The sequence below is a fragment of the Sphingobium sp. PNB genome (genome assembly GCF_019873065.1).
Taxonomy (GTDB): Bacteria; Pseudomonadota; Alphaproteobacteria; order Sphingomonadales; family Sphingomonadaceae; genus Sphingobium; species Sphingobium fuliginis.
Genome location: NZ_JAINEZ010000079.1, coordinates 1 through 25,158, shown reverse-complemented (window position 1 = coordinate 25,158; position 25,158 = coordinate 1). Strand labels below are relative to the sequence as shown.

Annotated in this window: 28 protein-coding genes and 1 pseudogene; 23 read left to right on the top strand and 6 right to left on the bottom strand. The window is 63.1% G+C overall.

The features are described 5' to 3' along the window. Window positions 1-216: 216 nt before the first annotated feature. Window positions 217-666: a hypothetical protein gene (locus K7W03_RS21055; RefSeq protein ID WP_020818510.1), complete on the bottom strand. Its 450-nt coding sequence runs from the start codon at window positions 664-666 to the stop codon at window positions 217-219. Window positions 667-1,015: 349 nt separating this feature from the next. On the opposite strand from K7W03_RS21055, the gene K7W03_RS21050 reads away from it, so the two are divergent. The 19 genes from K7W03_RS21050 to K7W03_RS20960 all read left to right on the top strand — a co-directional run bounded on the left by K7W03_RS21050 (window position 1,016) and on the right by K7W03_RS20960 (window position 20,117). After that, on the top strand, window positions 1,016-1,336 hold the full coding sequence (locus K7W03_RS21050; protein WP_020818509.1) for a hypothetical protein: 321 nt from the start codon (window positions 1,016-1,018) through the stop codon (window positions 1,334-1,336). Between the two features lie 58 nt (window positions 1,337-1,394). Beyond that, on the top strand, window positions 1,395-1,685 hold the full coding sequence (traL, locus tag K7W03_RS21045; RefSeq protein WP_020818508.1) for a type IV conjugative transfer system protein TraL: 291 nt from the start codon (window positions 1,395-1,397) through the stop codon (window positions 1,683-1,685). 1 nt (window position 1,686) lies between these two features. Next, window positions 1,687-2,253, top strand: coding sequence for a type IV conjugative transfer system protein TraE (locus K7W03_RS21040; RefSeq protein WP_020818507.1), 567 nt, complete (start codon window positions 1,687-1,689; stop codon window positions 2,251-2,253). Continuing rightward, on the top strand, window positions 2,250-3,050 hold the full coding sequence (locus K7W03_RS21035) for a type-F conjugative transfer system secretin TraK (RefSeq protein ID WP_021223067.1): 801 nt from the start codon (window positions 2,250-2,252) through the stop codon (window positions 3,048-3,050). Before K7W03_RS21040 ends, K7W03_RS21035 begins: the two co-directional genes overlap by 4 nt. 4 nt (window positions 3,051-3,054) lie before the next feature. Then, window positions 3,055-4,380: a TraB/VirB10 family protein gene (locus K7W03_RS21030; protein WP_020818505.1), complete on the top strand. Its 1,326-nt coding sequence runs from the start codon at window positions 3,055-3,057 to the stop codon at window positions 4,378-4,380. Beyond that, on the top strand, window positions 4,367-5,239 hold the full coding sequence (locus K7W03_RS21025; RefSeq protein WP_020818504.1) for a DsbC family protein: 873 nt from the start codon (window positions 4,367-4,369) through the stop codon (window positions 5,237-5,239). The genes K7W03_RS21030 and K7W03_RS21025 overlap by 14 nt, the downstream gene beginning before the upstream one ends. Further along, complete coding sequence (locus tag K7W03_RS21020; protein WP_048574957.1) at window positions 5,236-6,216, top strand: TraV family lipoprotein; 981 nt, start codon at window positions 5,236-5,238, stop codon at window positions 6,214-6,216. Before K7W03_RS21025 ends, K7W03_RS21020 begins: the two co-directional genes overlap by 4 nt. A 1-nt stretch (window position 6,217) precedes the next feature. Then, window positions 6,218-8,809, top strand: coding sequence for a type IV secretion system protein TraC (traC, locus tag K7W03_RS21015; protein WP_020818502.1), 2,592 nt, complete (start codon window positions 6,218-6,220; stop codon window positions 8,807-8,809). A gap of 3 nt (window positions 8,810-8,812) precedes the next feature. After that, a complete protein-coding gene (locus K7W03_RS21010) occupies window positions 8,813-9,172 on the top strand; it encodes a hypothetical protein (RefSeq protein ID WP_020818501.1) in 360 nt (119 codons plus the stop codon). Further along, the gene (locus K7W03_RS21005) at window positions 9,165-9,818 is read left to right on the top strand and encodes a type-F conjugative transfer system protein TrbI (protein WP_020818500.1); all 654 of its coding nucleotides are present in this window, start codon (window positions 9,165-9,167) and stop codon (window positions 9,816-9,818) included. Before K7W03_RS21010 ends, K7W03_RS21005 begins: the two co-directional genes overlap by 8 nt. Continuing rightward, entirely contained in the window at window positions 9,799-10,335 is a 537-nt protein-coding gene (locus K7W03_RS21000) for a S26 family signal peptidase (RefSeq protein WP_020818499.1), read from the top strand. The genes K7W03_RS21005 and K7W03_RS21000 overlap by 20 nt, the downstream gene beginning before the upstream one ends. Before the next feature lie 47 nt (window positions 10,336-10,382). Further along, a complete protein-coding gene (gene traW, locus K7W03_RS20995) occupies window positions 10,383-10,988 on the top strand; it encodes a type-F conjugative transfer system protein TraW (protein WP_021223066.1) in 606 nt (201 codons plus the stop codon). Further along, window positions 10,988-11,257, top strand: coding sequence for a hypothetical protein (locus K7W03_RS20990; protein WP_020818497.1), 270 nt, complete (start codon window positions 10,988-10,990; stop codon window positions 11,255-11,257). Before traW ends, K7W03_RS20990 begins: the two co-directional genes overlap by 1 nt. Next, window positions 11,254-12,276, top strand: coding sequence for a conjugal transfer pilus assembly protein TraU (gene traU / locus K7W03_RS20985; RefSeq protein ID WP_020818496.1), 1,023 nt, complete (start codon window positions 11,254-11,256; stop codon window positions 12,274-12,276). The genes K7W03_RS20990 and traU overlap by 4 nt, the downstream gene beginning before the upstream one ends. An 11-nt stretch (window positions 12,277-12,287) precedes the next feature. Then, on the top strand, window positions 12,288-13,034 hold the full coding sequence (gene trbC / locus K7W03_RS20980) for a type-F conjugative transfer system pilin assembly protein TrbC (protein ID WP_020818495.1): 747 nt from the start codon (window positions 12,288-12,290) through the stop codon (window positions 13,032-13,034). 17 nt (window positions 13,035-13,051) lie between these two features. Then, window positions 13,052-14,866: a conjugal transfer protein TraN gene (locus tag K7W03_RS20975; protein ID WP_029986356.1), complete on the top strand. Its 1,815-nt coding sequence runs from the start codon at window positions 13,052-13,054 to the stop codon at window positions 14,864-14,866. A gap of 145 nt (window positions 14,867-15,011) precedes the next feature. Then, window positions 15,012-15,833, top strand: a complete 822-nt coding sequence (locus K7W03_RS20970) for a conjugal transfer protein TraF (protein ID WP_025160430.1) — start codon at window positions 15,012-15,014, stop codon at window positions 15,831-15,833. After that, window positions 15,833-17,299 (top strand): conjugal transfer protein TraH, encoded by a 1,467-nt coding sequence (locus tag K7W03_RS20965; protein WP_020818492.1) that lies wholly within the window; start codon window positions 15,833-15,835, stop codon window positions 17,297-17,299. The genes K7W03_RS20970 and K7W03_RS20965 overlap by 1 nt, the downstream gene beginning before the upstream one ends. Window positions 17,300-17,315: 16 nt before the next feature. Further along, window positions 17,316-20,117: a conjugal transfer protein TraG N-terminal domain-containing protein gene (locus tag K7W03_RS20960; protein WP_020818491.1), complete on the top strand. Its 2,802-nt coding sequence runs from the start codon at window positions 17,316-17,318 to the stop codon at window positions 20,115-20,117. Between the two features lie 6 nt (window positions 20,118-20,123). Here K7W03_RS20960 and K7W03_RS20955 read toward each other — a convergent pair whose 3' ends face one another. After that, window positions 20,124-20,330: a hypothetical protein gene (locus tag K7W03_RS20955; protein ID WP_020818490.1), complete on the bottom strand. Its 207-nt coding sequence runs from the start codon at window positions 20,328-20,330 to the stop codon at window positions 20,124-20,126. A gap of 135 nt (window positions 20,331-20,465) precedes the next feature. On the opposite strand from K7W03_RS20955, the gene K7W03_RS20950 reads away from it, so the two are divergent. Continuing rightward, the gene (locus K7W03_RS20950; protein ID WP_125445839.1) at window positions 20,466-20,894 is read left to right on the top strand and encodes a hypothetical protein; all 429 of its coding nucleotides are present in this window, start codon (window positions 20,466-20,468) and stop codon (window positions 20,892-20,894) included. Window positions 20,895-20,940: 46 nt separating this feature from the next. On the opposite strand, the gene K7W03_RS20945 is transcribed toward K7W03_RS20950, so the two are convergent. The 3 genes from K7W03_RS20945 to groES form a co-directional block, all read right to left on the bottom strand. After that, window positions 20,941-21,327 (bottom strand): STAS/SEC14 domain-containing protein, encoded by a 387-nt coding sequence (locus K7W03_RS20945; protein ID WP_020818488.1) that lies wholly within the window; start codon window positions 21,325-21,327, stop codon window positions 20,941-20,943. A 158-nt stretch (window positions 21,328-21,485) separates the two neighbouring features. Beyond that, window positions 21,486-23,105 (bottom strand): chaperonin GroEL, encoded by a 1,620-nt coding sequence (groL, locus tag K7W03_RS20940; protein ID WP_020818487.1) that lies wholly within the window; start codon window positions 23,103-23,105, stop codon window positions 21,486-21,488. A 56-nt stretch (window positions 23,106-23,161) separates the two neighbouring features. Then, window positions 23,162-23,476 (bottom strand): co-chaperone GroES, encoded by a 315-nt coding sequence (groES, locus tag K7W03_RS20935; RefSeq protein WP_037485676.1) that lies wholly within the window; start codon window positions 23,474-23,476, stop codon window positions 23,162-23,164. Window positions 23,477-23,748: 272 nt separating this feature from the next. On the opposite strand from groES, the gene K7W03_RS27925 reads away from it, so the two are divergent. The 3 genes from K7W03_RS27925 to K7W03_RS20925 are packed head-to-tail and all read left to right on the top strand — an operon-like array spanning window position 23,749 to window position 24,631. Continuing rightward, on the top strand, window positions 23,749-23,985 hold the full coding sequence (locus K7W03_RS27925; protein WP_021224284.1) for a hypothetical protein: 237 nt from the start codon (window positions 23,749-23,751) through the stop codon (window positions 23,983-23,985). Further along, the gene (locus K7W03_RS20930; RefSeq protein ID WP_020818485.1) at window positions 23,982-24,251 is read left to right on the top strand and encodes an usg protein; all 270 of its coding nucleotides are present in this window, start codon (window positions 23,982-23,984) and stop codon (window positions 24,249-24,251) included. Before K7W03_RS27925 ends, K7W03_RS20930 begins: the two co-directional genes overlap by 4 nt. An 8-nt stretch (window positions 24,252-24,259) precedes the next feature. After that, window positions 24,260-24,631 carry a hypothetical protein gene (locus K7W03_RS20925; RefSeq protein ID WP_223308157.1) on the top strand — a complete coding sequence of 124 codons (372 nt, stop codon included), beginning with the start codon at window positions 24,260-24,262 and terminating at the stop codon, window positions 24,629-24,631. Between the two features lie 123 nt (window positions 24,632-24,754). On the opposite strand, the pseudogene K7W03_RS20920 reads toward K7W03_RS20925, so the two are convergent. Further along, window positions 24,755-25,054: pseudogene (locus tag K7W03_RS20920) on the bottom strand (Hsp20/alpha crystallin family protein); the annotation flags it as partial. Window positions 25,055-25,158: the final 104 nt, after the last annotated feature.

The following is a 25,158-nucleotide window of genomic DNA, read 5'->3' as shown; positions in this document are numbered from 1 at the left end:
ATGCCGGTCGTCCGCGCAATACAGCCAGCCGCAGCAAATGCCCAGAGCGGGCCCGAAACCGAGCGTCGTGAATAAGAGAGGTTAGCCCCCGAACCTCCCCGTTAGGGGACAAGGCAAACACGGTGAATCCCGCTTTGCAAGCGTCGTTGGAGCCAGAGTGAGCGCAATATTCCAGCGCAGATACCGCGATATAGCTCGCGAAGATCGGGCGATTTCCTAGTTTAGCCGCGTGCTCGTGCGCCCCGGTTCGCCCCCGTCAAGGCGCTGCTCAAGCGACAACCGGTCCAGTATCTGCGAGGTCTTGAGCTCGACGACATAGTCGAACAGCAGCGCCGAAAGCGCGTCGCCGATCGTCAGTGTGGTGTCGAGGCGGCGGCCGAGAGCCTGCCGCATTTCCTCAAGCGCCTGGGCATTCGCATCAGAGAGCGGAAGCCGGATTTTCACGTCGCCATGGGTCGGAATCGCCGCGAAATGCTCGCGCATCGTGCGCACTTCATGCCTGCCCGCGGCACCCGGTTCGGCGAGCCGCGCCGCGACCAGCGATACGAGCGTCTGATGCTCGTTCGTCTCATTGGAGAATAGGCGCAGGCACTCGGTGGTCAGCCGAAAGAGATATCCGGAGACATCGAGCACAAAGCCTTCGTGTTCGGCGGCCGTCGTCCCCACGTCGAGATGAATCCTTCTTCCTGAAAGGCAGCATGGCGCTGACTACTGCGACGGAGCCTGGAGTCTCGATGGTTAATATCTGCTGAGTCGTAGCCCCGAGTCTACCGGGACGCCACCAGCGCCGCAATTTCCGGGGCAAGTTGTCCCGCATTCCGGGCCAGTCTGCCCCGTAATCCGGGGCGCCATGCCCCGAATGAGCGGGCAGGCCGCCCGGCGTTCGGGGGCAGGGCCTCGATCGGCGAAAGATTCTTCCCCCGTCACCCCGGCTGCCCGTGACGACCCGGCCGCGGGTTGGTCAGCTTTCCCTGGGCGCGGTTCTCGTCGCGTCTCCAATTGAAGGGAACCCAACATGCAGTCAGTCCTGAAAGAGACCGGGCGCGCAGAGTTGGCGATCGTCGTGATCGCCGCCCTCCTGTTCGCCTCCTTCTGGTTCGCCGGTCCGGCATTCGCCGGCGCCGACACGACCTTCGACACGGCGCTCAACAAGTTCACCGATTTCCTCGAGGGCTCGGGCGGCAAGATCATCACGGTGCTTTCGCTCGCGGGCGGCATCGTCGCGCTCGCCTCCGGTCGCTTCTCCATGGGCCAGATCGCCATCCCGGTCGGTGTCGGCGTCGGCGCCGGCACGGGCATTCCCATCGTCACGTCGACGGTCACCGCGACGATCTGATCATTCCTGCGGTCGGGCGAAGTAGCAGCTTTGACCGACCCAAGGAGAGGGTGGTGCAATGGCGGCGGATAAGTACGTCATCCCGACTCATCTGGATGATCCCGAGCTGATCGGGCTGTGGACCCTGGATGAGTTCCTGGCGATGGTCATCCCCTTCGTCTGGGGGATTCTGTCTCAGCACATCCTCATCGGCATGTTGCTTTCGGGTGCGGGCTGGTGGGGTCTCAGAAAAGCGAAGGCAGGCCGGGCGACGTCATGGCTTCTCCATCTGGCCTACTGGTTTCTTCCGGCCGGCTTCACCGGTCTGAGAGCCACGCCACCCTCGTACCTTCGATTGATGGCGGGGTGATATGGAACTTTCCTACAGCCATTCGCACAGCCAGCGGGTCTTGCGGCAGCGGAATCTGCTCGCGATCGTCGCCGTCGGCCTCTGCGCACTGACGATCCTGCTGCTTATCTTCACGGTGTCGCGGGACCGCGAAATCGTGCTGCAGCCGATCCTGCGATCGCCGGTCACGGTAAGCTCCGCCGGGGTCAGCCGCGAATATCTCGAGATGATCACGCGCGACACGGTGGTGCTCACCCTCAATCGCAGCCCGCAGAACCTCGAATACTGGATGAACGCGGTGCTCGATATCACGGCGCCGGCCTCCCAGGGCAAGGTCAAGGCGGACCTGCTCAAGATCGTGAACGAACAGCGTGGATCTTCGATTTCGCAGTTCTTCACGATCGAAAAGATGGAGCTCGACACGAAGGGGCTGCGCTCGGAGGTGACGGGCAGTCTGCATACGATCGTCGGCAATCGGGTCATCTCGAACGAGCGGCGGACCTTTCGGTACGACTGGGAATATTCCGGCCTGTCCCTGAAGCTGATCGGCTTCGGCATGGTGACGGCCGAGCAGGGGAAGGATCAATGATGTCCGTCTATGTCGTCGGCAGTGCCGCTGCGGGCACCGCCTTCCTCTCGCGCGTCAACTGTCATCTGAGCCGTTGCACGGGCGCTGCGCTGATAGGCATTGCCGTTCTGCTGAGCGCGCAGCCCGCCTGGGCCGATCAGACCATCATGGCGGCGGACAGCAGCCAGGTCGACTGCCAGGCGTCCGCCAAGGACCTGACGCGTATCAGCCTGGTCGAAGACGAGTTCGCGTCGGTCTCCAAGATCTCCACCGGCAATCCGACCGATGACTTCTCGGTCGTCAACGAGCCGGTCCGCGGCGACATCTACCTGTCCGTTCCCGACGGATTTGCCCGCCCGGCGCTCTCCTTCTTCGCCACGAGCAAGCGCGGCTATGTCTACAAGTTCGTCTGCCGGATCGGCGGCGACCAGGCCGCCCAGGTCTTCGTCTCCAATCCGGCGATCGCAAACGAACGCGCAGCGGAGAACGGTCCGGCCGAGAGGCTCGGGACCCACGATGCCGCGGTCGAGCTGGTGCAGGCGATGTATTCGAATGCGGTCGCCGACGGCTACGAGATGCGCCAGCGCGCCTTGCGGCCGGTCTATGTTGGCACCCTCAAGGTGCAGATGATCGCGGAATATCGCGGTTCGGAGCTCAGCGGCAAGGTCCTGCGCATCGAGAACAAGGGTCCGTCAGAGGTCGAGCTGACCGAAGCGATGGTCGCTCCAGCGAGCGCCCTGGCCGTGTCGATCGCCGAGAGCAAGCTCGCTCCGGGCAAGGTCACCACCGCCTACCTCGTGTCCCAGAACGGAAGGTGAGGACATGGCATTATTCGATTTCCTGAATCGCAAGCGTCCCGCTCTTGATGGGGCTTCGGACGAGGGCGTATCTCCTGTCGCCAGCGATCTCACCGCGAACGAAGCCGTTCGCCGCAAGCAGCGCCTGCTGCTGGCCGGGGTGGCGGGCGCCGGCCTGATCCTCTCCTCGTTCTGGATCTTCAGCGGCGATGAGAAGGGCGACAAGCTCGCCGACGACGGCACGAGCGAGGTCACCGTTTCGACCAAGGACCTGGTGAACCGCAATCTCTCGCAGCAGGAGTGGATGGCGCTCTCGGAGAACCGCTTCCAGTCCACCGAAAATCAGTTGAAGTCGATCGACGGCCAGAACCGCCGGCTGGAGATGCTGACCGCCCAGGTGGAGGCGCTCAAGGGCCAGAACCAGGCAATGCAGGCCGACGGCCAGCGCGTGCTGTCGGCCTATCAAGCCGAGAACGAGCAGCTGCGGCGGCAGATCAATGCGCGCCCGGCCGCCACGCCGCCCGCGCCCGGCCCGGCGGCGCTCTACGGCCCGAACGGACCGCAGGCTTACCAGCGTCCCGACGGTGCCCCAGGCGCCGCGGCGCGCGGACCGGTGGGCACCGCAAGCGAGGTGAAGCTTGTCAGCTTCAACACGGCGGAGACGGGGAACGCCACGCGGGTCGCCAAAGGCAACACCACCTACACGGACAGCGTCAATTATTTGCCGCCGAACAGCTTCGCGAGGGCGAAGGTGATCGTCGGCGTCGACGCGAGCGCCGGCGTGAACAGCCAGACCGACCCGCTTCCGGTGGTGCTCCGCGTTACGGGGCCCGCGCGTTCGGTCTATCAGAACGGCCGGCTGCTTACGACCAAGATCGAAGGCTGTCTCATCAACGGCGCGGCGCGCGGCGATCTTTCGAGCGAGAAAGTCTACGTCAAGCTGCAAAAGATGACCTGCCCGCAGCCGGGCGGCCGCTACGCCGTGTCGGAGGTGAAGGGATTCATTGCCTTCGGCGGCAAGACCGGCGTGCGGGGAAGGGTGGTGTCCCGCGAGGGCTCGCTCGTCACCCAGGCGTTCCTGGCCGGGCTCGCCGGCGGCTTCGGCCGCGGCTTCTCCGCGAATGCCAACAGCGTGTTCCAGGGAACGAACATCACCACGAACGGGCAGCGCGACAAGCTTTCGACGGGCGAAATCCTCGAAGGCGGCTTTGGCGAAGGCGTCGCGCAGTCGGGCGACATGGTGTCGAAATATCTGATCGAGCGCGCCGAGCAATATCAGCCGGTGATCGAAATGCCGACCGGGATCGATGTCGAAATTGTTTTCTTGGAGGGTGTCTATGTCCGCAATTGATCGTGTCCGCTCGCTCACTCGGCGATCGCGCCTTCTGGTTGCGACCGGCGCGGCCCTGAGCGTCGCGGGCATCGCGCTGGCCGCAGATGTGGGCAGCGCCGAAAGCCAGGTGCAGGCGCTCCTGAAGGCGCGGTTACCCAAGACTGCCGTGAGTGCGATCGACTGCGGCAAAATTGCGGGCCTGTGCGAGATCACCGCGGGCGAGAACCTATTCTATGTCGACACCAGCGCCCGCTATCTGGTGATCGGGCGCGTCTATGACATGCAGACCCGTCAGGACATAACGGCGGCGCGCCTGCTCGAGATGAACCCCGACATGCTGGTCGGCTCCTCCGCGCGGGCAAACGCGCTTGCCGCCGGCGGCGAGGAGGAGGCGGGCCAGCAGCTGGCGGCAGCACCTGCACGGCTCGAGCGGCCGGCAAGTCCCGCCAAGGCGCGAACGCTTTCGCTCTCGAGCCTGCCGAAGGATGGCGCGATCGTCTGGGGGAATCCGGCGGGCCCGACCGTCACGGTCTTTTCGGATTTTCGCTGCGGCTATTGCCGGGCGCTGACTGGCGTTCTCAAGGACATGAACGTGCGCGTGGTCGAGCGGCCGATCTCGGTGCTGGGAAGCCGGGATCTCGCCGACCGGGTTTACTGCGCCAAGAACCGCGAGGCTGCGCTCCATGCCGCCTATGCCGGGCAGCCGATAAAGGGCGAGGCTTCGTGCAACACGGCCGGCCTCGATGCGAACGAGGCCTTCGCGCAGCGGAACGGCCTCAATGGCACTCCCGTCATCGTGCGTAGCGATGGCGCGATGATCGAAGGATATCGCCCCCGGGCTTTCCTTGAAGCATGGCTTCGGGAGGCGCGGTCATGAGAAACGCTGCGTTGCATAGCCCCTGGCGCCGTCTCGGCGCGCCGCTGCTGCTTTCGACCGCTCTTGCGCTTGGAGGTTGCGCAGCGCTCGGCGGAAATGTGCGCGGCGACTTTTCCTGCGCTGCTCCTGATGGCGTCTGCGCGCCGAGCGCAACGATCGATGACCGCGCGCTTGCCATGATTACGGCAGATGCAGCTGAAGGGGTCGCGCTTCCGGCTGACGCTGCCCCGCGTTCCACCAGGGATCGGAGCCGTCTTGGCTCATCGAGGCGGACCGCCGCCACTGTCCCCGCCGATCCAGCCCGGACGCGCGAGAAGGTGCTCAGGATCGTCTTCCAGCCCTACATCGACGAGCGCGGCCGCCTGCATGAGAAAAGCGCCATACATGCGGTCGTCGCGAGCGGTGAATGGCAGCAGAGCCTTGCGCAGACCGTCCCATCCAATGCGCGTCTGGACTACGCGCTAGGGGTCCCGGAGAGTCTGGCCGATGCCGTCGACCGCGTCGACCCGCCGGGTGGGTCGCCTGGTGTTGGGGATCCTGCTGCGCCGGATCCCGATGCCGTCGCTGCCGCGCGTGCGAGGAGAGGCGACCCGCTCGAGACAATCAAGGCGGATGTCGCCGCGCGGCTCGCGCAAAAGCAAAAAAGCCCAGCAGCCGCAGCCCCCGCGGATGGTGTTGCCCACGCACCATCCGTAACCGCCTCGCCGGCGCCCTTGTCCCCCTCTGGGGCGCCGGCGGGCGGCCATGCGAGGGAGCCGGCGGCTTCTGCGGCGCCGCCGACGACGATCTCTGCGGCGGGCGAAAAGGCCGTCGAACGGGTGAAAAGCGATCCCGCCTATCGGCAGATTGCCGGGTCCGCTGCGAAGGATGCGCGTGATGCCGCCGCTGATGGCACTCCCGTCGCCTCGAAGCCGAACCTATCTGCGCCGACCGTTCGCGCCGCGGACTTCCCCGCCTCAGTGCCGGAGGATCATTGAGATGGCGGGGAAGGGCGGCTTCTTCGAGAGCCTTCTTTCAGGGATCCTCGGCGACAGCCAGCGTCCCGATGCGGATCGGCCGGAGCTTGGCGTGCCCATGCTGGCCGACTGGCTCCCTTATCGCAGCTTCGACGCAAAGACGGGCGTGTTCTACAACAGCGCGTCGCGGGGCTTTGTGATCGAGGCAGCTCCCTTGATCGGTGCAGACGAACGGACAGGGGAGATCCTCACCCAGTTCCTTTCCGAAGCGATCCCCGCGCCGGGATGCCTGCAATTCCACCAGTGGATGAGTCCGCGCGTGTCCGAGCGTCTCTCGCGCTGGTATCTTCCGCGCTACTCGGCTCGCGGCGTCTACGAGCGCATGGCGAAGCACCGCATCGACTTCCTGACCGACGGGGTGTGGCGCTCGCTCTCCGCGGATGCGCCATTCTCGCTGCGGAACCACCGTGTGGCGATCTCCTACTCGACCCCGGAATCCTCGAGCGTGTCTGTCGAGGAAATCGTGGCGGTGATGGACGGTCTGATCTCGGCCCTCGCATCGATCAATGTGCCGGCCCGCAAGATGGATCCGACCGACCTCATCGGGTGGATCGACGACATAACCTCGCCGACCACTGCGGCGGGGGAGGACGTCGTCAACTACAATCCGCTCGATCCGATTGCGGACCAGGCGGTGCGCCGGGATGTGGAGCTTCACATCGAGCCCGATCGCATGCTGCTCAGAACCGAGCGATTTCGGCCAACCGGGGCGACGGTGGACGAGGCGCCCGAGATCGGTGAGATTCTGCCGGACGTCTTCGACGTTCGCTCATTCTCGGTCCGGAACCTGCCGAGCCGCTGGGCGCCGTGGGATGTCGCCCGGCTCATTGGCGACATGTTCACCGACAAGCTCAGGATGCCATGTCCGGTCGCGACAAATCTGTGCGTCGAGTTCCCCGATCCGCTGGCATCGTCGAACAAGGCGAGCTTCAAGTTCATGCGCACCACGAGCCTTGCGGACTCCAAGTCGGCGCGCTTCCTGCCGCAGCTGCGCGAGCAAAGCCAGGAATGGCGTTACGTCAACGACGAGCTGCGCCAGGGGCGCAAGCTGGTGCGTGTCTTCTTCAGCGTGACCTCCTTCTCGCCGAAGGGCAGGGGGGACGCCAACGAACGCGTGCTCAAATCGGTTTATCGCGCAGCGGGCTGGGACCTGCTCGACGATCGGTACCTGCAGGTGATGGGCCTTTTGTGCGCCATGCCCATGACAATGGCGAACGGGCTTGCACGCGACCTCGAGCGCATGAAGCGGATGCGCACATTGCTCACGACAACGGCGGCGAACCTGGCCCCGATCCAGGGCGAGTATCTCGGCGGCCAGGTGCCGCATCTCATGCTCATCGGTCGGCGTGGACAACCCTTCTTCTGGAGTCCGTTCGAGAATGCGGCGGGCAACCACAATGTCGCCGTCTTCGGCAAATCGGGGTCGGGCAAATCCGTGACGCTGCAGGAGCTCTGTGCCTCCCTTTGCGGTGCCGGCGCGCGCGTCGTCGTGATCGACGACGGTCGCTCCTTCGAGCACTCCGCCAAGCTCCAGGGCGGCGCGTTCGTCGAATTTACGATGTCGTCCGGCTTCTGCCTCAACCCCTTCAGCATGATCGATGAGGAGCTGGCCCGCAGCGACGAGGATTACCTGCTCGACTGCATGGCGATGCTCAAAGCCATCGTGAACCAGATGTCGCGCCACATCGACCGGCTGAACGATACCGAGCGTGGCCTCATCGACGGGGCCGTTAACAGCGTCTGGAGCGAAAAGGGACGCCAGGGCTCGATCGACGACGTGATCGCTGCGCTCGAAGCCACCGGAAATGGCCTTGCCATGGATCTTGGCATCGCCATGCGCCCCTTTTCGTCGGCAGGGACGTACGGGCGATTTTTCCAGGGCGAGGTATCGTTCGAACTGTCGGCGCAGCTCACGGTGTTCGAGCTCTCCGACCTTTCATCCCGCGAGGAACTGCGCAGCGTCGTGCTGACCGCGATCATGTTCATGTCGCAGCAGATGATGCGCAAAGTCGATCGTTCGGTCCCGAAGGCGCTGCTTCTGGATGAAGCGTGGCAGATGCTGCGCGGCGGTGCGATGGCCGATTTCATCGAGACCTATGCTCGCACCTGCCGGAAATATGGCGCGGCGCTGGTGACGGCGACGCAGTCCCTGAACGATTACTATAAGTCGGCCGGGTCCGTCGCGGCGCTGGAGAACTCCGACTGGTTCGTCATTCTCCAGCAGAAGCCCGAGACAATCGCGGACTTCAAGAAGCACGACCGCTTTGAGATGGACGACTATACCGACGCGCTGCTGCGGTCCTTGAAGATCAACGGCCGCGAATATTCCGACATCCTTATCAAGGGCCCCGAGACCCTGGCCGTCGGCAGGCTGGTGCTCGATCCGTTCTCGGCCACCGTCTATTCGTCGAGCCCGGCTATCTACGCGGCGATCGAGGCGCTGGTCGCGCGAGGGCTAAGCATGGATGAGGCGATCGAACGGGTCGCCTTCCCCGGCAATCCGGAAAAGTGGGCGTCGCACGAGCAAGTCGACGTTGCCGAGGCGGCGGAGTAGGCCATGGATGCCGCAGCGCACAGGAGGAATGGCGCGGACATCGCGGTCGGGCGACAGCCCGCCCTGCGGAGCTTGCTCCATTTCTATCTGCACTTGATCGGCTTCACGGCATCGACGCTCTTGCTGACCTGGGGGCTGTTCGCGCTCTTCTTCGTGGCGCTCGGGGGTTTCTCGCTCGATGGGCTCATGCACCAGCTCAACAATTTGACGGCCCGCTACGTCGCCGCGTCTCCTGACCGCATCGCGTCATTCAAGAACATCTTCATCGCCGCACATCTCCTGATTGCCGCCGGACTGATCGTTCTGCGCCGCGAGAAGATCGTGCCTGCGGCCCTGCCCGAAGGAAAAGCTGATCATGGCTGAACAGACCGAGCTCGACCTGCCGTCCCCTGCGCCCCAACCGGCGGCCGCAGCGAAGCGCGCAATTTTCGCGGGCTTCTCGTCCGTTCAGATCGTCGCGGGCCTTCTGGTCATTGGTGTCCTGATATGGGGGATGTGGGTCACAAAGGCGCTGATCACGCCCAAGCAGGAGCGGATCGTTTCCGCGCGGCTGTCCTCGATCGTCGGCGAGTATGTCCAGGCACAAGCGCGCTCCACCTCTCCGCCGGCGCAAGTCGAGGCGGAGATGCGCAAGTTCATGGCATCGCTGGACAAGGAGCTCGAGCGGCGAAGCTCGGGCGGTGAGATCGTGCTCGTCGGGGAAGCCGTTCTCACGAAGAATGTCCCCGACATCACCGACAAGCTGAAGGAGGCGGTCTATGCATCCGGCGTTGCTCGGCCGAAGCAAGCATCGGCTCTGGAGCTTCAGCAGCTCGAGCAGCAGGCCATGCTCGCGGCACAGCCGCAGCAGCCCATGACGGCGCAGCCCGCGGCGCCGGTCGGATACCCGGATCCCATGGCACCGGCGCCTATGATGCCCGGGGCGCCGGCCGCGTCAGCGCCCCAGTACGAGCCGCCGGCTGCCACCGTTTCAACCTTTGGAGGTCCCGATGGCAGCGGCGGTCAATGACGCGGCGAAGCGGGGCTGGCGACCGAACCCGAAGCTTTGGCTTCTGCTTGGCGCCTTCGTCGGCGGAAGCGTTGCCCTGACAGGGCTGGCAGATTGGAGCGACGACCACCTTTTCCTCGTCAATACGACGGACTCCCTGCCGAACTGGGCCTTCCTCATCGAGCGGGGCCGCCTGCCTGCCAAGGGAGAGTTCATATTTTTCGATCCGCCGGCGAGCGCGCTGTTGCGCCGCCATTTTGGCGCCAGGCCAAGGATGTTTGGAAAGAAGGTCTATGCTGTCGCGGGAGACGTGATCGCGCATGACGGCATGACGGTAACGATCAACGGCGTTCCGACTGTTCGCATGAAGCCCTTCACCAAGGCGGGCGAACGCCTTGTGCCCGGTGCGACGGGGGTCGTGCCCCCAGGCTGCTATTTCGCGGCGACGCCGCACAAGGACGGCTTCGACAGTCGCTATGCCGAGATCGGCTTTGTTTGCGGCCGGCAAGTCATCGGAACCGGGGAGCCGATCCTGTGAAAGCTGTTCTGACAAGCGGTGCCGGCATCGCTTCATTCGCGGCGGCCATGCTCCTCATCGGCCCTATCCCTGGCGAAGCCAGGGATTATGGCCATGTCGGCCAGGTCTTTCCCATCATCGAGCCGGATCTGCTGGCGACGATCGAGGCGCGGCTGCGGCGGGCGGAGGGCAGCGGCGAGCTTGCCCGCATGAACGAGCAGTTTGCCAGAAGGGTCGAACAGAGAGTTCGCCGGCCCAAGCCTGTCGACGGGATCACTCCGGCGCGCATGGCGCGAAGCTGGGATTATGATCCGACCATCGCGATCGAGCGCGACATTCGGGACCAGAAGGGTAATCTGATTGCGGGTGCCGGTCATCGCATCAATCCGCTCGATTTCGTCGAGATAAAGCAGGACCTCGTCTTCGTCGACGGCGACGATGCGACGCAACTCGCGTGGGCGACCTCGCGCTATACGGATCTCAAGGCCAAGATCATCTTCGTCAACGGTTCGCCGATCGATGCGATGACGGCGAAGAAGCGGCGCTTCTATTTCGACCAGGAAGGCAAGCTCACTGCAACGTTCGGGATCGAGCATACGCCTGCGGTGGTCAGCCAAAACGGCAGGACGATGCGCGTTTCCGAGATCGTGCTGAAGCCAGGGAAGTCCGGCTGATGGCGCTGTGGCTCGACATGCTCCGAACGCCGATGGCGGCGCCCGAGACGGCGAGGCTAAGGACCATGCGCCTGTCCTGGCTCGCTCTCTGCGTCACCCTGGCCGGCGCAGTGACTCTTCTCGACCAGCTGCGCGGTCGCATCGGCCGAGCCGCGCCCTGTTTGATCGCCGTGCTGCTCGCCACAGCGCTCGTGGTCACGGTCCTTTACCTTCGGGCGAAGCGGCGCGCCGACGCGGCGTATCTCGATCAACTGGCGGAGAGAGAATGATGCGCGGACTTCGACCGATTTTCGGCACGTTTCTCGTCGTCCTGTTCGCCATCATGCTGGCGCCACGCGCCGAGGCTGCCGGTCCCACCTGCAATGGGAAGTTCGTCAACCCGATTACCGACGTCTGCTGGTCATGCCTGTTTCCGCTGTCGGTGGGCGGATTGAAGATCTGGCCGAGCGGCCGACCCGACACGAAGAACCCGGCGTCTCCCATATGCGCCTGTGCAGATCCTCTACCGCGCATCGGCATTTCCGTGGGCTTCTGGGAGCCTGCCCGCCTGGCGGACGTCACCATGAAGCCCTGGTGTTTTCCCAATCTTGGCGGAGTGCGCATCGCTCCGGGCTTCGATATCGGTCAGGGCTATCTGGCCGGCCCTTCGATGGTCGGCGGCAGGTCGCAGAGCACGGCCAAATGGCATGTGCATTGGTATGTCTATCCGCTGCTCTACTGGATGGAGATCCTTACGGATTTCGTCTGCTTCGAGCAGGCGAGCTTCGACATCGCCTATATGACCGAGGTCGATCCGCTCTGGCAGGATGACTCGCTTGCGGCGCTCATCAACCCCGAAGCGATCATTTTCGCAAATCCGCTCGCCAAGGCAGCCTGTGCGGGCGACTGCGTCGCCGGCACGGTGAACCTGCCGCTCGACCAGCTATTCTGGTGCGCAGGTTGTCAGGGGTCCATGTATCCCCTGAACGGGAACATCCCGGCGTCGATCGGCCATGTCCAGTCCTCGCGGCTCGCATTGTCGCGCTTTGCCTACAAGATGCACCGGCAGGCGCTCGCCTGGGGCACGATGGGCTCGGAAGGGCTGTGCAAGAAGTACCTCATGCCAGTCATGCGCAAACAGCAGTACCGGTTTCAGATGACCAATCCGATTCCGACGGTGAGCGGGCGCTTCGCCTGCTCGGCGATCGGAGCTTCGACAATGCCGCCGGATGCCGGTCGTGCCTATCCCGCGGGGGGCGAGGACATGGGCTATCTGGTCTGGCGCAAGCGCAACTGCTGCGTGCTGTGAAGGAGGGAGCGATGCGACTTCTCATCTTGGGCGCCGTTGGCCTCGTCGCAGCCGCCAGCATGACCGCTCTCCTGGCCCAGACCGTCGATGGCATCGATGTTCAGGCCATCAAGAAGCGATCGGCGGACCTTCAGGCGGATGCCGAGGCGTTCGTCGATCAGATCAAGGACCGCGGTGACGCGTTTCGGGAAGAGGCGGTTACCGTTCGTGACAGCGGCATGGAAAACATGCGGCGCGTCGCGGCGACGGATCTGCCGAAAGGACCTGCAGGGGCTGTCGACTTCGATGAAATCGTGCAGGGTGCTGCGACGAACGCCAAAGTCGGCGGCGGGGAGGCGCCGCAGCTCATCGCGTTCGCCAGCCTCTCGATGCCCCCCAAGGCGCTTCGCCAGCTTATCGAGGACACGGCGAGGGCAGGGGGCGTCGTCGTTTTCCGCGGCTTTCCGAACAATTCGATGAAGGAGTTCTCGCAGGCTCTGGGCAAGATCGTCGACCGGGAGGACGATTTCGCCAACATCGGCATCGACCCGAGACTGTTCCGCGCCTTCGACGTACAGGCGGTGCCGACCTACGTCGCGGTCTCATCGGATTTCGACCTTTGCGCCGGCTTTTCATGCCGAACCAAGGTCCCGCCTCACGACCGGATGATCGGCAATGTGACCGTCGAATATGCGCTGTCGTCGTTCGCCGAGGGCAACGGTCCGGGCGCGCGCGTGGCGGCGGTGGGTCTCTCCAATCTAAGGAGAGCGTTGCCGTGAGCGTCCGCTTCTCGCTGATGCTGCTTATCGCGGGTCTTGCCGCCGCCTCCCCCGCTTCTGCCCAGATGTCGGTCGAGGAGGCCCGCCAGGAAGGGCGCTCGCTCGCCAATGAGAAACGGCAGGATACGACGCTGGTGCCGACCGACAATGCCCGCGCGGAAGCGGTGCCGGGCTATGGCGGCACGGCGCTGCCGCAAGGCGCCTATTTCGACGATCCGGAAAGAATGGAAGCGGAAGCCGCGGCGACAAAGGCGTCGAACGAGCAGTATCGCATCACCACGGACGCGGACCGGACACGGCCGACGTTCAGCAATTCCGAGATCCTCGAGACAACCGCTCGCGCCACGACCGTCGAGAATGATCCATCGGCCTACCTCGCCGGGGAGAGCATGGGGGGCAGCTCCGGCTCGTGCGTCCCGCTCCCGCCGGGCTCAGGATCTGAGGGCTATTACGAGGCGACCTGCAACAGCGGCACCAAGGTCGAGGACAGGCCCGAGACCTGCACCATCCGCATGGTGCCCGAGGTGCAAACCGTCGATAGCTACAAATACTATGTGGTGCCCGACAGCGCATATGGAACCCCGTTCGCGCGCTATGCCGCCATTGCCCCTCATATTTCCTCAGGAGTCTGCAAGCCGACAGGCGTTCGGAAACAGGCCTGCGCTGCCCATCGCGACTATGGCTGGCCCTGGCCTGACAACAAATATTGCGATGATTATTATGCGACGGAATATGAATGCACGGCGGATTTGCCGGTCGCGCTCAGCGTCAGCCCGCTCACCGGGGCGTCGTGGCATGCAAAGGGCAGCACGAGCACTGTCGTAACAAGAAGGGTCGACAGCTGCGGCAGTCTTGCCGGCGATGAGATGTGTTCGTTGCAGCCTGGCGGGGATGTTTGCACGGAAGGACCTGAAACGCGGATCATCGACGGCGTTCCGGTGACGCAAGCCTGCTGGGCGTGGAAACGCGACTATGTGTGTCATCGCTTCACGCCGGCAAACGATTGCGGCGATCTAGAAGCGAACGGAAGCTGCTCCTTTCTGCGCACCGAATGCCTCGACGAGGAGCGGGATGGCGCCTGCAAGGTTGAGGAGCGGGTCTACCGCTGCCCGACACCCGGCAGCGCGGTGACCGATGCACCGCAATATATCTGCGGAGACGACGTCTATTGCATCAATGGCGACTGCGAGCCGATCGTGCGCGAGGCGTCGACCGAGTTCAAGGATGCGCTGGTCGCTCTTCACTCCATCGACCAGGCCGGCAAGGAGTTCGACGAGAACAACTTCACGGTTTTCCAGGGCACGCGAGAGACCTGCCACAAGCCGGTATTCGGGCTGATCAACTGCTGTGCCGGCAAGGTGTCCGGCTTGTTGAGCGTGGGCGCGGGCGCAGCCGCGCTTGCCGGCGGCCCAGGCGCGATCGCGGCCCTCGCCACGCCGTTCCTCGCGCTCTTCGCATGCTCTCAGGACGAGATGAAGCTCGACATCAAGGATCGTATGGGCTTCTGCCACAAGGTCGGCACTTACTGTTCGTCGAGCTTTCTCGGAATCTGCAAGACCCGGCGAACGGCCTATTGCTGCTTTGAAAGCAAGCTCAGCCGCATCCTGCAGGAGCAGGGACGAATTCAGCTCAGCAAGCCCTGGGGCGCTCCCAAGAAGGAGCAGTGCCTTGGCTTTACGATCGAGGAATTCGCCAGGCTCGACCTTTCCCTCATGGATTTCACCGAGGTCTATGCCGAGTTCGTCGATGCCGCGCGGCTTCCGGACGAAGTCGAGACGATGACCCAGATCCAGCTGAAAATTCAGGGGTACTATGACCTGCACGGCAAATAGCATGGTCAAGGACGCGATGCGCAGCGTTTCGGTGGAATCGACCGGCGCGGCGCCTACGGACGTCTCCGCCGCGGCCGACCTTTCCCGTTCCCTCCCGCGCATGAGGCTCGTGGGTGAGAGCATCTATCAGAAAGGAAGTTTGTCCATGCATCCAATCATGGCGGCGCCGCTTCTGGCGCTTTCGCTCGCTGGCCTGGCTGTTCCCGCGGCGGCCCAGCCGCGCGATGGAGCGTCGGATGGCGTCGAGCGGGCCGATGCCGGCGATGACTTTTACTGTGCAGAACGCAGGCTCGGTCAATGGTTCTATTGCAGCAAGCCGCGAGCGACGGAGCCGGAGAAGCAAGCCGTCCCGGTCCCGTCGAGCGCGGTCGAGCGCATGTCCGCCATCACCCGCCAGCTCGACGAGCTCAAGGCACGGGCGATCCTCGATCCGACCGAGGAAAATGTCATCGCTTACGTCCGATTTCAGCGCGAGCAGCTCGACCGTGCTTCGACCTTCTCAGACACCTGGCAGCGCGCGCTGTGGCAGAACCCCGATCTCGACTACACGCTGCAGCGGCCTGTTTCGACGGTGGGCAAGCGAGCCTGGCTCGATAACCGGCGCGCCGATCGCGATGCGGTTATGGCGAACCTTAGCCAACGCTACGGGCTCTTCTACTTTTATGCGCAGAGCTGCGGCGCATGCGACCTGTTTTCACCGATCCTGCGATCGGTGGCCGACAGTCACGGCATGGCGGTGATGGCGGTTTCGATGGACGGCGGGCCGAGCCGCGATTTTCCAAATTATGTCGTCGATGCGGGCCAGCGCGCGCGCATGGGCGTCCCGGGTAACGAGACGCCGGCGCTCGTACTGTTCGACACCGTCACCAAACGCACGATTCCGGTGGGATATGGGATTCTCAGCGCCGACGAGATCATGGATCGCATTTTCGCGCTGACGAACACCAAGGTGGGGAGCGACTTCTGATGGAACAGGTTCGCCGTCGCGGCTTGATCGGCCGTGTGCTTCGCTCGTCCGCTGCCTGGGCGGGAATATTGGCTATGGCCAATCTCGCGTGCACCGGGACCGCCCGGGCCGACGTCGCCTCCGAGATGAACAGCTTCTTTTCGGACGTGGGCGGCGCGGCGAACGTCACCGGCCCATCGGCGTTTCAGGGTCAATCGGCGGGCTATTACTCGCTGGGTAATGTCTGGACCCGCTTCCCGCAGAAAAGCGTCCAGCCGTTCAATCTTCAGCTTCCGAGCGCGCGTGCGGGATGTGGAGGTATCGACCTCTTCAGTGGGAGCTTCTCCTTCATCAATGCCAGCGAGATCATCGCGATGCTGAAGGCGACCGCCAACAATGCGCTCGGCTTTGCCTTCAAGCTCGCCATCGATTCTGTTTCGCCGGAGATCGGCAAGGTGATGGACGAGTTCAGCCAGAAGGCGCAGCTCCTCAATCAGATGAACATCTCGAGCTGCGAGACGGCGCAGGCGCTGGTCGGCGGAATCTGGCCGCAGATGGAGACCACGCGCGCGACGATCTGCGAAGCCGTCGGCAACAGCCAGGGCGTATTCTCGGACTGGGCGGCAGCCCGCCAGGGTTGCAACAACGGCAACAGGCGGGATTCGACCATCGCGGGAAACACAGACGCGTCGATGAAAGACCAGCTGGTCGGAGAACCGCATAACTACACATGGGAGGCCCTTAAGAAATCGGCGAAGTTCGGCGCATTCGACAAGACATTCTCCGAATATATCATGACGCTGGTGGGAACGGTCGTGACCACGCCGTCGACCGATCCGAGCGTGGGCGGGAAGGTCGTGATGTTCGGACCTGCCGAAGAAGCGGTCGTCACTGCGTTGCTCGATGGCACGGCCGACGCGCCGCCCGTCAAGATACTGAAGTGCAACGACGAGAATTGCTACGATGTGGGGGAGCAGACGCTCTCCGTCCCCGCTTCGTCCGCGCTGCGGCCGCGGATCGCCACGATGATCAGGTCGATGAGCGACAAGATCCGCTCCGATACTCCGCTGGACGCCGCCGAGAAGCAGCTCCTCAACCTCGCCACGGTTCCGATCTATAAGATCCTGGGAGTTCAGGCCTATGCGCATTATGCGTTGACGGAAGGCGAGATCGAGACGCTGTCCGAGATCGTCGCCGTCGACCTGCTTTCGGCGATGCTCGACAATATGCTCGACCGGGTCGAGCAGGCGAAGGTTCATTATCAGACCTTCGATCAAGAGACCGCGACGCAGTGGAAACAGCAAATCGCGTCTACCCGGGCGAAATTCAGCCAACGGGACGTCCGGCTGAACAACAAGCTCCAGGTGACGATGCAGATCATCAACCGAAGCATTATGCTGGAATCGACGCTCCAGAATTCCATGACGCCCGGTATGGCGGCCGCGCTGAACTTTTCGCGCGGCCTCAACGCACAGGGTCTGAACTAGGCGCGGGGGCAGACCGATGCTTGAGGTCTTCACGGTTGGTGGCGGCGAGTATCTCGTAAACATCTTCAACGCAGTCGCGGCGTGGTCGGGAGGCGGTGGCTATCGCTCGCTCATCCGCGTCGTCATGGTCATGGGCCTCATCTATTCGCTGCTCGTGGTGGCCTTCACGCTCAACTATAAGGCGTGGCTGAACTGGTTCCTGCAAGCGACGGCCATTTATCTTTGCCTGATGGTCCCGACGGTGGACATCAAGGTAACGGATCGCATCAACCCGGGCCTGACGCCATCGACGGTCGACAATGTACCGATGGGATTGGGGGTGCTTGCGAGCTTCACGACACAGGTGGGCGATTGGCTGACGCGGACGGCCGAGACCGTCTTCGTCATGCCGAGCGAGCTCAACTACTCGACGAACGGCATGGTGTATGGCGCGCGACTGTTCGATGCGACGCGCAACTTCATCATTCGCGATGCGGAGTTCTCGACCAACCTCGAAAACCATTTCAAGAACTGCCTGTTCGGCGATGTGATGCTTTATCAGAAGTCGCTGACCAATCTTGCGAAGGCGCCCGATCTCTGGGCTGCGGTCGGGCCGGGCTCGGAAGCCCGATCGCAGCAATGGCTTGAGCGACAAGGTGACGGAACGGTTAACAGCTTCATCATCACTTGCCGGCAGGCGTACCAGGCGCTCGACGCGCAATGGGGTCCAATGATCGAGGCCAACGCGCCTCTTTGGGGCAAGGAGGTCTATCCCAAGCTCAGCAACGCTCTGGCGGCGGACAAGCTCAAACACGACGTTCCCATCGTCAGTGCGGCCTTCACGGGCACGAGCAACAACTTTGCTGAGGTGATGCGCCAGAACACAGCAATCAATGCTTTCATGCAGGCCCGAAATTCGATGTCCGGCGGGACGGGCGCCGCAGAGATCGACACCTTCGCGCAGACCCGTGCCGACATTCAGGCGCGCAACACCTATAATTCGATCGCTCAGCAGGCGATGGCATGGGTTCCGATTTTGAACATCGTGCTGACGGTGGTCTTCTTCGCCATGTTCCCGGTCGTTTTCCCGCTCTTCCTGATGCCTCAGACGGGCGTCTCGACGCTGAAGGGCTATGTGACAGGGTTCTTCTATCTCGCCGCATGGGGGCCGCTTTACGTCATCCTTCACATGATCTGCATGACGCGGGCGACGTCGGCAGCGACAGGCGTCGCGGAAGGCGGCGTTACGCTCGCAAGCTATGCGGGGATCGGGGCGGTGAATGGCGAGACCGCCACGATCGCTGGCTTCATGCTTATGAGCGTGCCCTTTCTCGCGGCAGGCCTCGCGCGCGGCGCGATGTCGATTGCCGGGCATTCCATGTCCATGCTCGCGCCGGCGCAGAACGCTGCGGAAGCGGCGGCGCTGGAACAGACGACCGGCAACTATTCGTATGGCAACGTGAGCTGGGCGAATGCCACGTCGAACATGCGGCAGGCCGATCAATGGTCGACGGCGCCCACCTATATGGGCGGCGGCGCCAGCTTCGGGTGGCGTCAGGACAATGGCGCCATGGTGACGGGGTTCGGCAACGGCCAGGAGGTATATGATACATCCGCGGCCATCTCGCGCCTTGGGTTCACGCCGACGATGACATCGGGATCGGTCGCTGAATGGCGCGAAATGGCCAGCGAGGCGCATCGCCAGGCGCGTGCCTATGAGAATGCCGCCAACGAGATTCTGACCGCGACCCATGCGAACCGCAGCACGTTCGGAAGCTCAACCGAGCATACGCGGGGTTGGGAATCGAGCAGCGGCAATCAGGCGAATGCCTCTGTAGAGCAGTTCGATCGGCGCACGGGCAGCAGTACCCAGGGCCTGGAAGAGCGATCGACGATTTCGCAAAGCGAGCGCGTTTCGGGGCGGCACGATCGCCAAGCGCAGATATCCGATCAGATCGGTGGAGCACTTTCGGCCGGCCTTGGCGGCCGCCGCGGTGGCGGCAACGGAGGCTCGGGTGGGCGCGGGCTGCCGGGGCTCGGAATCAATGTGTCCAAGTCGGGTAGCCAGATGGACACCATGAATTGGACGACGGACGATTCTCGGAGCAGTGAGAGCGGCAACACCTCGTCAAGCGGGGTTCGTGACGAGCATGCGAACGGTAGCGGCGCTTCGACGTCGGAAGGCACCTATGCTCGGAGCGGTGTCTTCGCCCGTGGCTCAAGGACGGATTCGTCGTCGGTCAGCACCGAAGATTCCCTGGCTCTGGCGAAATCCTATTCGGAAACCGCGCGACGGCTCGATGAGCTGTCGCAGCAGCTCTCGCGCGACGCGAGCTATGCGGAGACGCATGGAATGCAATTGAGCGAGAACCTGAGTCAGGATCTCGCCCAATGGTATCGCCACCAGCAGGTCGCAAATCCGGGGCTCGACGCGCCGGAGCTCTGGGCGACCGACTTGACCGATCAGCAGCGAGCGGTTCGGCAGGAGATGATCACGCGCTGGATGGACGAAAAGCAGGCGTCGATCCGGTCCGAGATCGAGGGCAGGCTCCATGCGCCCGATCTCGTCGATGTGCACCATCCCTCCGTCGATAGCGCTGCCGACGTTCGGGCGGCCTACCAGCCTCGCGGGCTAGCCGGAGTGCCGGCCGGTCCCGGAGGCGGCCAGTCATCGACGGCAGCGGACATAATCGAAGAGGGCAGGGCGGATATCGACCTGACGCGTGAGGCTGCCCAATCCATGCGCGGTCAACGCATCCAAGGCGCGGTCGATGTTCAAAGCGAGGTAAACCGGGGCAGGGACCATGGCTTCTTCCATGATCCCAAGCTGCGAGAATGAGGAGCTTTAGACGAACAGGACGAAATAGCCGACGCAGCCAGCCATGAGCAGATAGGCCAATGCATAGCCGATGCGACCGCCGAGCGTAGGATTGCCATCGTGATCGACAGCCGTCCCTATTTCGCAATATTCCTCGTCAACATGCGTGCAGACCGGCGTGCCCGAAGCCTTGGTCCTATTATAGGTTTCGATGTCGAATTTCACGGTTCGCATGGTGAACTCCCAGGAAGTTCACTAGCATGTTCAATCTTTGTTCACAAGGGGCGGCACTGTCCGAACGGCCATACGGCGCGCCGCTTTGCCCGATTAGGAATGGTCAAACGCAAGGTTGCGCGGAGGGGGTTCGAGATGAAATGGATGGCAGTTGTCATTGCCGGTAGCGCCCTCCTGGCCCAAGGTGGCCTTGCGACGGCAAAGGAGAGTGCGCTGCCACCACGGGAGTGCGCCGCCAAGGCACAGGCGGCGGCGATGAAACTCCGGGATATGGCCTCTGCGATCGAAGCGGAGGCTGCTTATGCCGAGCGGCACGGCGGGGCGTTTTCGCCCGAGCTCACCCAGGAATTCGTTCAATGGTATCGCGCGCAGAGCGCGAAAGCCGGAAGCGAATTGCCGGATCTGGGAAAGACGGATCTCACAGTTGATGAGGCTCGGGCGCGGCAAGCGGCGGTTGACCGCTTTCAGCGGGAGAGAAGCGACCGCCAAAATGCCATGGTTGCCGCGATCCATCGCGAGGCTGCGAGGGGATGTCCGGTGCTTGATCGCCCCGCGTCAAGATAGCAGGGATCGTGGACCAAGCGGCCGATCTCAGTGCTGCAGCTCGTGTTCAGGCCCCGCTTTGCGTCTTCGCAGGGTCAACCCAGGCGAGTGCCTCGGCGCGCTGATCGGGCTCGAACACGCGGTAGCTGATGAACGGGAGAATTGCGCTTTCAAGGCGGCTGGCCAAGCGAATCCAGGCCTGATCTGCAACGATGGCAACGCGTCCGAAGCGGTTGAGCTTCCCGAAGAGGGGCATTGCCCGGGCGGTGTAAGCGGGCAAGCCCGACAATTCGATGCCGTCGATCGTCCGCGTCTCAACGAACATATGCACCTTTTCGTGTCGCGCCATCGCGCTGTCCAATCGGGTCATGATCGCGTCAAGATCCGAGCCGGTGATCTTGCCTGAGACTGCGAGGGCGAGCACGTCGTCCGAACTGTCGATAAACTCGTGCATTCTGATCTCCTGCCAGCACCATCCTACGAAATTTCTCGACCGAAGCTACCCTGATTCCGGTCCGGTCAGAAATGGGAGATAGTCGATGTAGCAGGCCCGCTTGCATTCGAGAGATGTGCGAGCAAGGGCGGGAAGGCCATGCCCTCCCGCCCAGGAGGTCAGTAATCCATCGCCGGCATCGGCGCGGCCTTATCTTCCTTTGGAAGCTCGGCCACGAGCGCCTCGGTAGTGATGAGCAGCGAGGCGACCGAGGCGGCGTCCTGGAGGGCGGTACGCACGACCTTGGCCGGATCGATGACGCCCGACTTCACCAGGTCTTCATATTCGCCGGTGGCGGCGTTGAAGCCCCAGTTGTAGTCGCTGCTTTCCAGAAGCTTGCCCACGATGAAGGCGCCGTCCTCGCCCGCATTGTCGGCGATCTGCCGCGCCGGCGAGCGCAGAGCCCGCCTGACGATGTCGATGCCGGACTGCTGGTCGTCGTTGGCCGCCTTGAGACCGTCGAGTGCCTTCAGCGCGCGGAGCAGAGCGATGCCGCCGCCCGGCAGGATGCCTTCCTCGACCGCGGCGCGAGTGGCGTGGAGCGCGTCATCGACACGATCCTTCTTTTCCTTGACCTCGACTTCGGTCGCACCGCCGACGCGAATGACCGCGACGCCGCCTGCTAGCTTGGCTACGCGCTCCTGCAGCTTTTCGCGGTCATAGTCGCTGGTCGTGGTCTCGATCTGAGCACGGATCTGCGCGACCCGGGCATCGATGTCCGAGCGTGCGCCTGCGCCATCGACGACGGTGGTGTTGTCCTTGTCGATGATGATCTTCTTGGCGCGGCCGAGCATCCCCAGCGTTACGTTTTCCAGCTTCGTGCCGAGTTCCTCGCTGACCACATTGCCGGCGGTGAGGATTGCGATATCCTCGAGCATCGCTTTGCGGCGATCGCCGAAGCCAGGCGCCTTGACGGCCGCGACCTTGAGCCCACCGCGGAGCTTGTTGACGACGAGCGTGGCCAGCGCCTCGCCTTCGACGTCCTCGGCGATAATGAGAAGCGGCCGGCCCGACTGAACCACCTGCTCCAGCAGCGGAATGAGGGCCTGCAGGTTGGACAGCTTCTTCTCGTGGATGAGAATATAGGGGTCCTCGAGCTCGACCTTGAGCTTCTCGGCGTTGGTCACGAAATAGGGCGAGAGATAGCCGCGATCGAACTGCATGCCCTCGACCGTTTCGAGCTCGGTCGCGAGGCTCTTCGCCTCCTCGACTGTGATGACGCCCTCATTGCCGACCTTCTCCATGGCTTCAGCGAGAATGCGGCCGACTTCAGCATCGCCATTGGCCGATATGGTGGCGACCTGGGCGATCTCGCTGTTGGCGCTGACCTTCTTGGCATGCGCAGCGAGATCCTGGACCACGGCGCCGACCGCCAGATCGATGCCGCGCTTCAGGTCCATCGGGTTCATGCCGGCGGCCACCGCCTTCGAGCCCTCGCGCACGATCGACTGGGCGAGCACAGTGGCCGTGGTGGTTCCGTCACCCGCCTTGTCGTTCTGCTTCGAGGCCACTTCGCGCAGCATCTGCGCGCCCATGTTCTCGAACTTGTCCTTGAGCTCGATCTCCTTGGCGACGGTGACGCCGTCCTTGGTAATGCGCGGAGCGCCGAAGCTCTTCTCGATCACGACATTGCGGCCCTTGGGACCGAGCGTGACCTTTACTGCATTCGCAAGCGTATCCACGCCGCGCAGCATGCGATCACGCGCGTCCGACGCAAATTTCACTTCCTTGGCAGCCATCTTGGCTTAACTCCTTTCCTTGTTCCTTCCTGAATGCTTGAGGAATGGCGGTCCTGCTAGGCCGCCTGCTTGAGCGGGACGACATTGTCGATCACGCCGAGGATGTCGCTTTCCTTCATGATGAGCAGGTCCTCGCCGTCGATCTTGACCTCGGTCCCCGACCATTTGCCGAAAAGGACCCGGTCGCCGGCTTTCACGGCGAGTTCGATGAGATTGCCGTTGTCATCGCGCGCGCCGGGACCGACGGCGACGACTTCGCCTTCCTGCGGCTTTTCCTTGGCGGTGTCGGGGATGATGATGCCGCCCGAGGTTTTTTCCTCGGCTTCAATGCGGCGGACGACCACACGGTCGTGCAAGGGGCGGAAATGCATGCATAACCTCCGGATGCAAAACAATATGTGATGGCCCTCTCGTTCATCTGAACGACAGGCTTTCCGAAGCTAGGAAAGGAGATTTTTCCGTTCAAGGGGTGCAACGAAAAATATTGGCACTCTGCGCGAGTGAGTGCCAATTGCCCTGATTTCAGTGCCTTGGTCATCGCGAATGCCCTCTTGACGCGACTCACGCGCGCACCAAGATTTGCAGCGGTGGACGTGGCGCCACGAACAACAATGGAGCGACGAGAAGGAAAGGAGGCACAGCAATGTCGCAACCATTTTCCCGTTTTCTTCATCCCTTTGAAGTTGCCCGGCATCCGAGCCTGGAACCGGAAGTGAAGCGCGCAATTCTGGCGTCCTGGGCGTCCGACAGGTCCGCGGTCAGAAACCAGCCTGGCTTGCGCAAGCCCCCTGGAGCAAGGCGTCCCATCCCAGTCGACGAAATTCTTGCGGCGATGCACACGCTTGATCAGGGCCATGAGCGGCCGCAGCCGTCGCCGTGATCGACCGGGGATTTATTGCGCAGCTGCGCGGCTATGGCCTGACGACTGCGGAAATCCACTATTATCGTCCGGACGCGCCTTCGCTTCTCCAGCTATTCGTCTGGCAGGAATATGATCTCGCTCCAGACTTTCCCGTGCTGTTCGATTTTCTCGACCACTGGCGTCGCGAGATCGAGGCGGCGCTCCATTCTGTGCGCATAGCCCATGAAGGGCTGATACGCCCTACGGAATGGAACGCCGTCGACGGCGTGATTTCGATTCAGTGAATCAAGGGGTGTTCAAGCGGATGCGACGCGGCCGCAAGGATGGTGCGCGCGTGCGCCTGCCGTTCGACGATATCATGGAGTTCGCGATCGCGTTGCTATCCATCAGTCCGCAGGAGCTCGAGGCGCTGCGCTGGACTTTTGCCGATCGTAAGCGGCTGCTCGATCATCTGCTTGCATCGGGCCGAGCCGCACAGGGTGTCGATCCCGAACGGTTGGGCATGCTACCGATCGAGATTAGCATTCCCAGAGACGATCTGACGAAGATGCAGCAATTCGCCGTTCGCGAACTTCCAAAGGCCGCGAGCAAAGCAGCAGTGATCGACCGTGTTCTCACCGCCCTCGACCTGGCAGCGCACCGCCAGGACCGTGAAGCCAGGTGACGGTCTGGTAACCAGACCCGTTTCCGCCCGCTAATCGAGAAATTGGCTCATGGTGCTTCCTGAAATTCCGGGGCAGGAGCTTCGGAGCGCCGGTGGCCGGGAGCAGAGCGCCCCCGGCCTATCTCATGACGCCGCACCGCCATTGATCGGAATTCGGCGCACACTCTCGTCGGGCTTATCGGAGCGTGGCACTGTCACAGTCAGGACGCCGTTCTTGAACGTTGCGCTCGCCCTGTCGTGTTCGACACCGTTCGGAAGGCTGATCCGACGTTCGAAGCGGCCATAGCTTCGTTCAGAATAGCCGCGGTCCTTGTCCTCGACCTCGGCCTTCTTCTCGCCGCGAAGAGTGAGCGCGCCGTCCTCGACCAGCACCTCCACATTCTTCTCATCCAGGCCGGGAAGTTCGGCCGTTACACGGATTTCCTTGTCCGTCTCGCCGAGCTCTAGCCCGCCTTATTCACCAAAAGTGTCCTGAAGGGTTGGCGGGAGTGGCGTAAGCCTCTGATCTGAATTAGGAACTGGGTGTC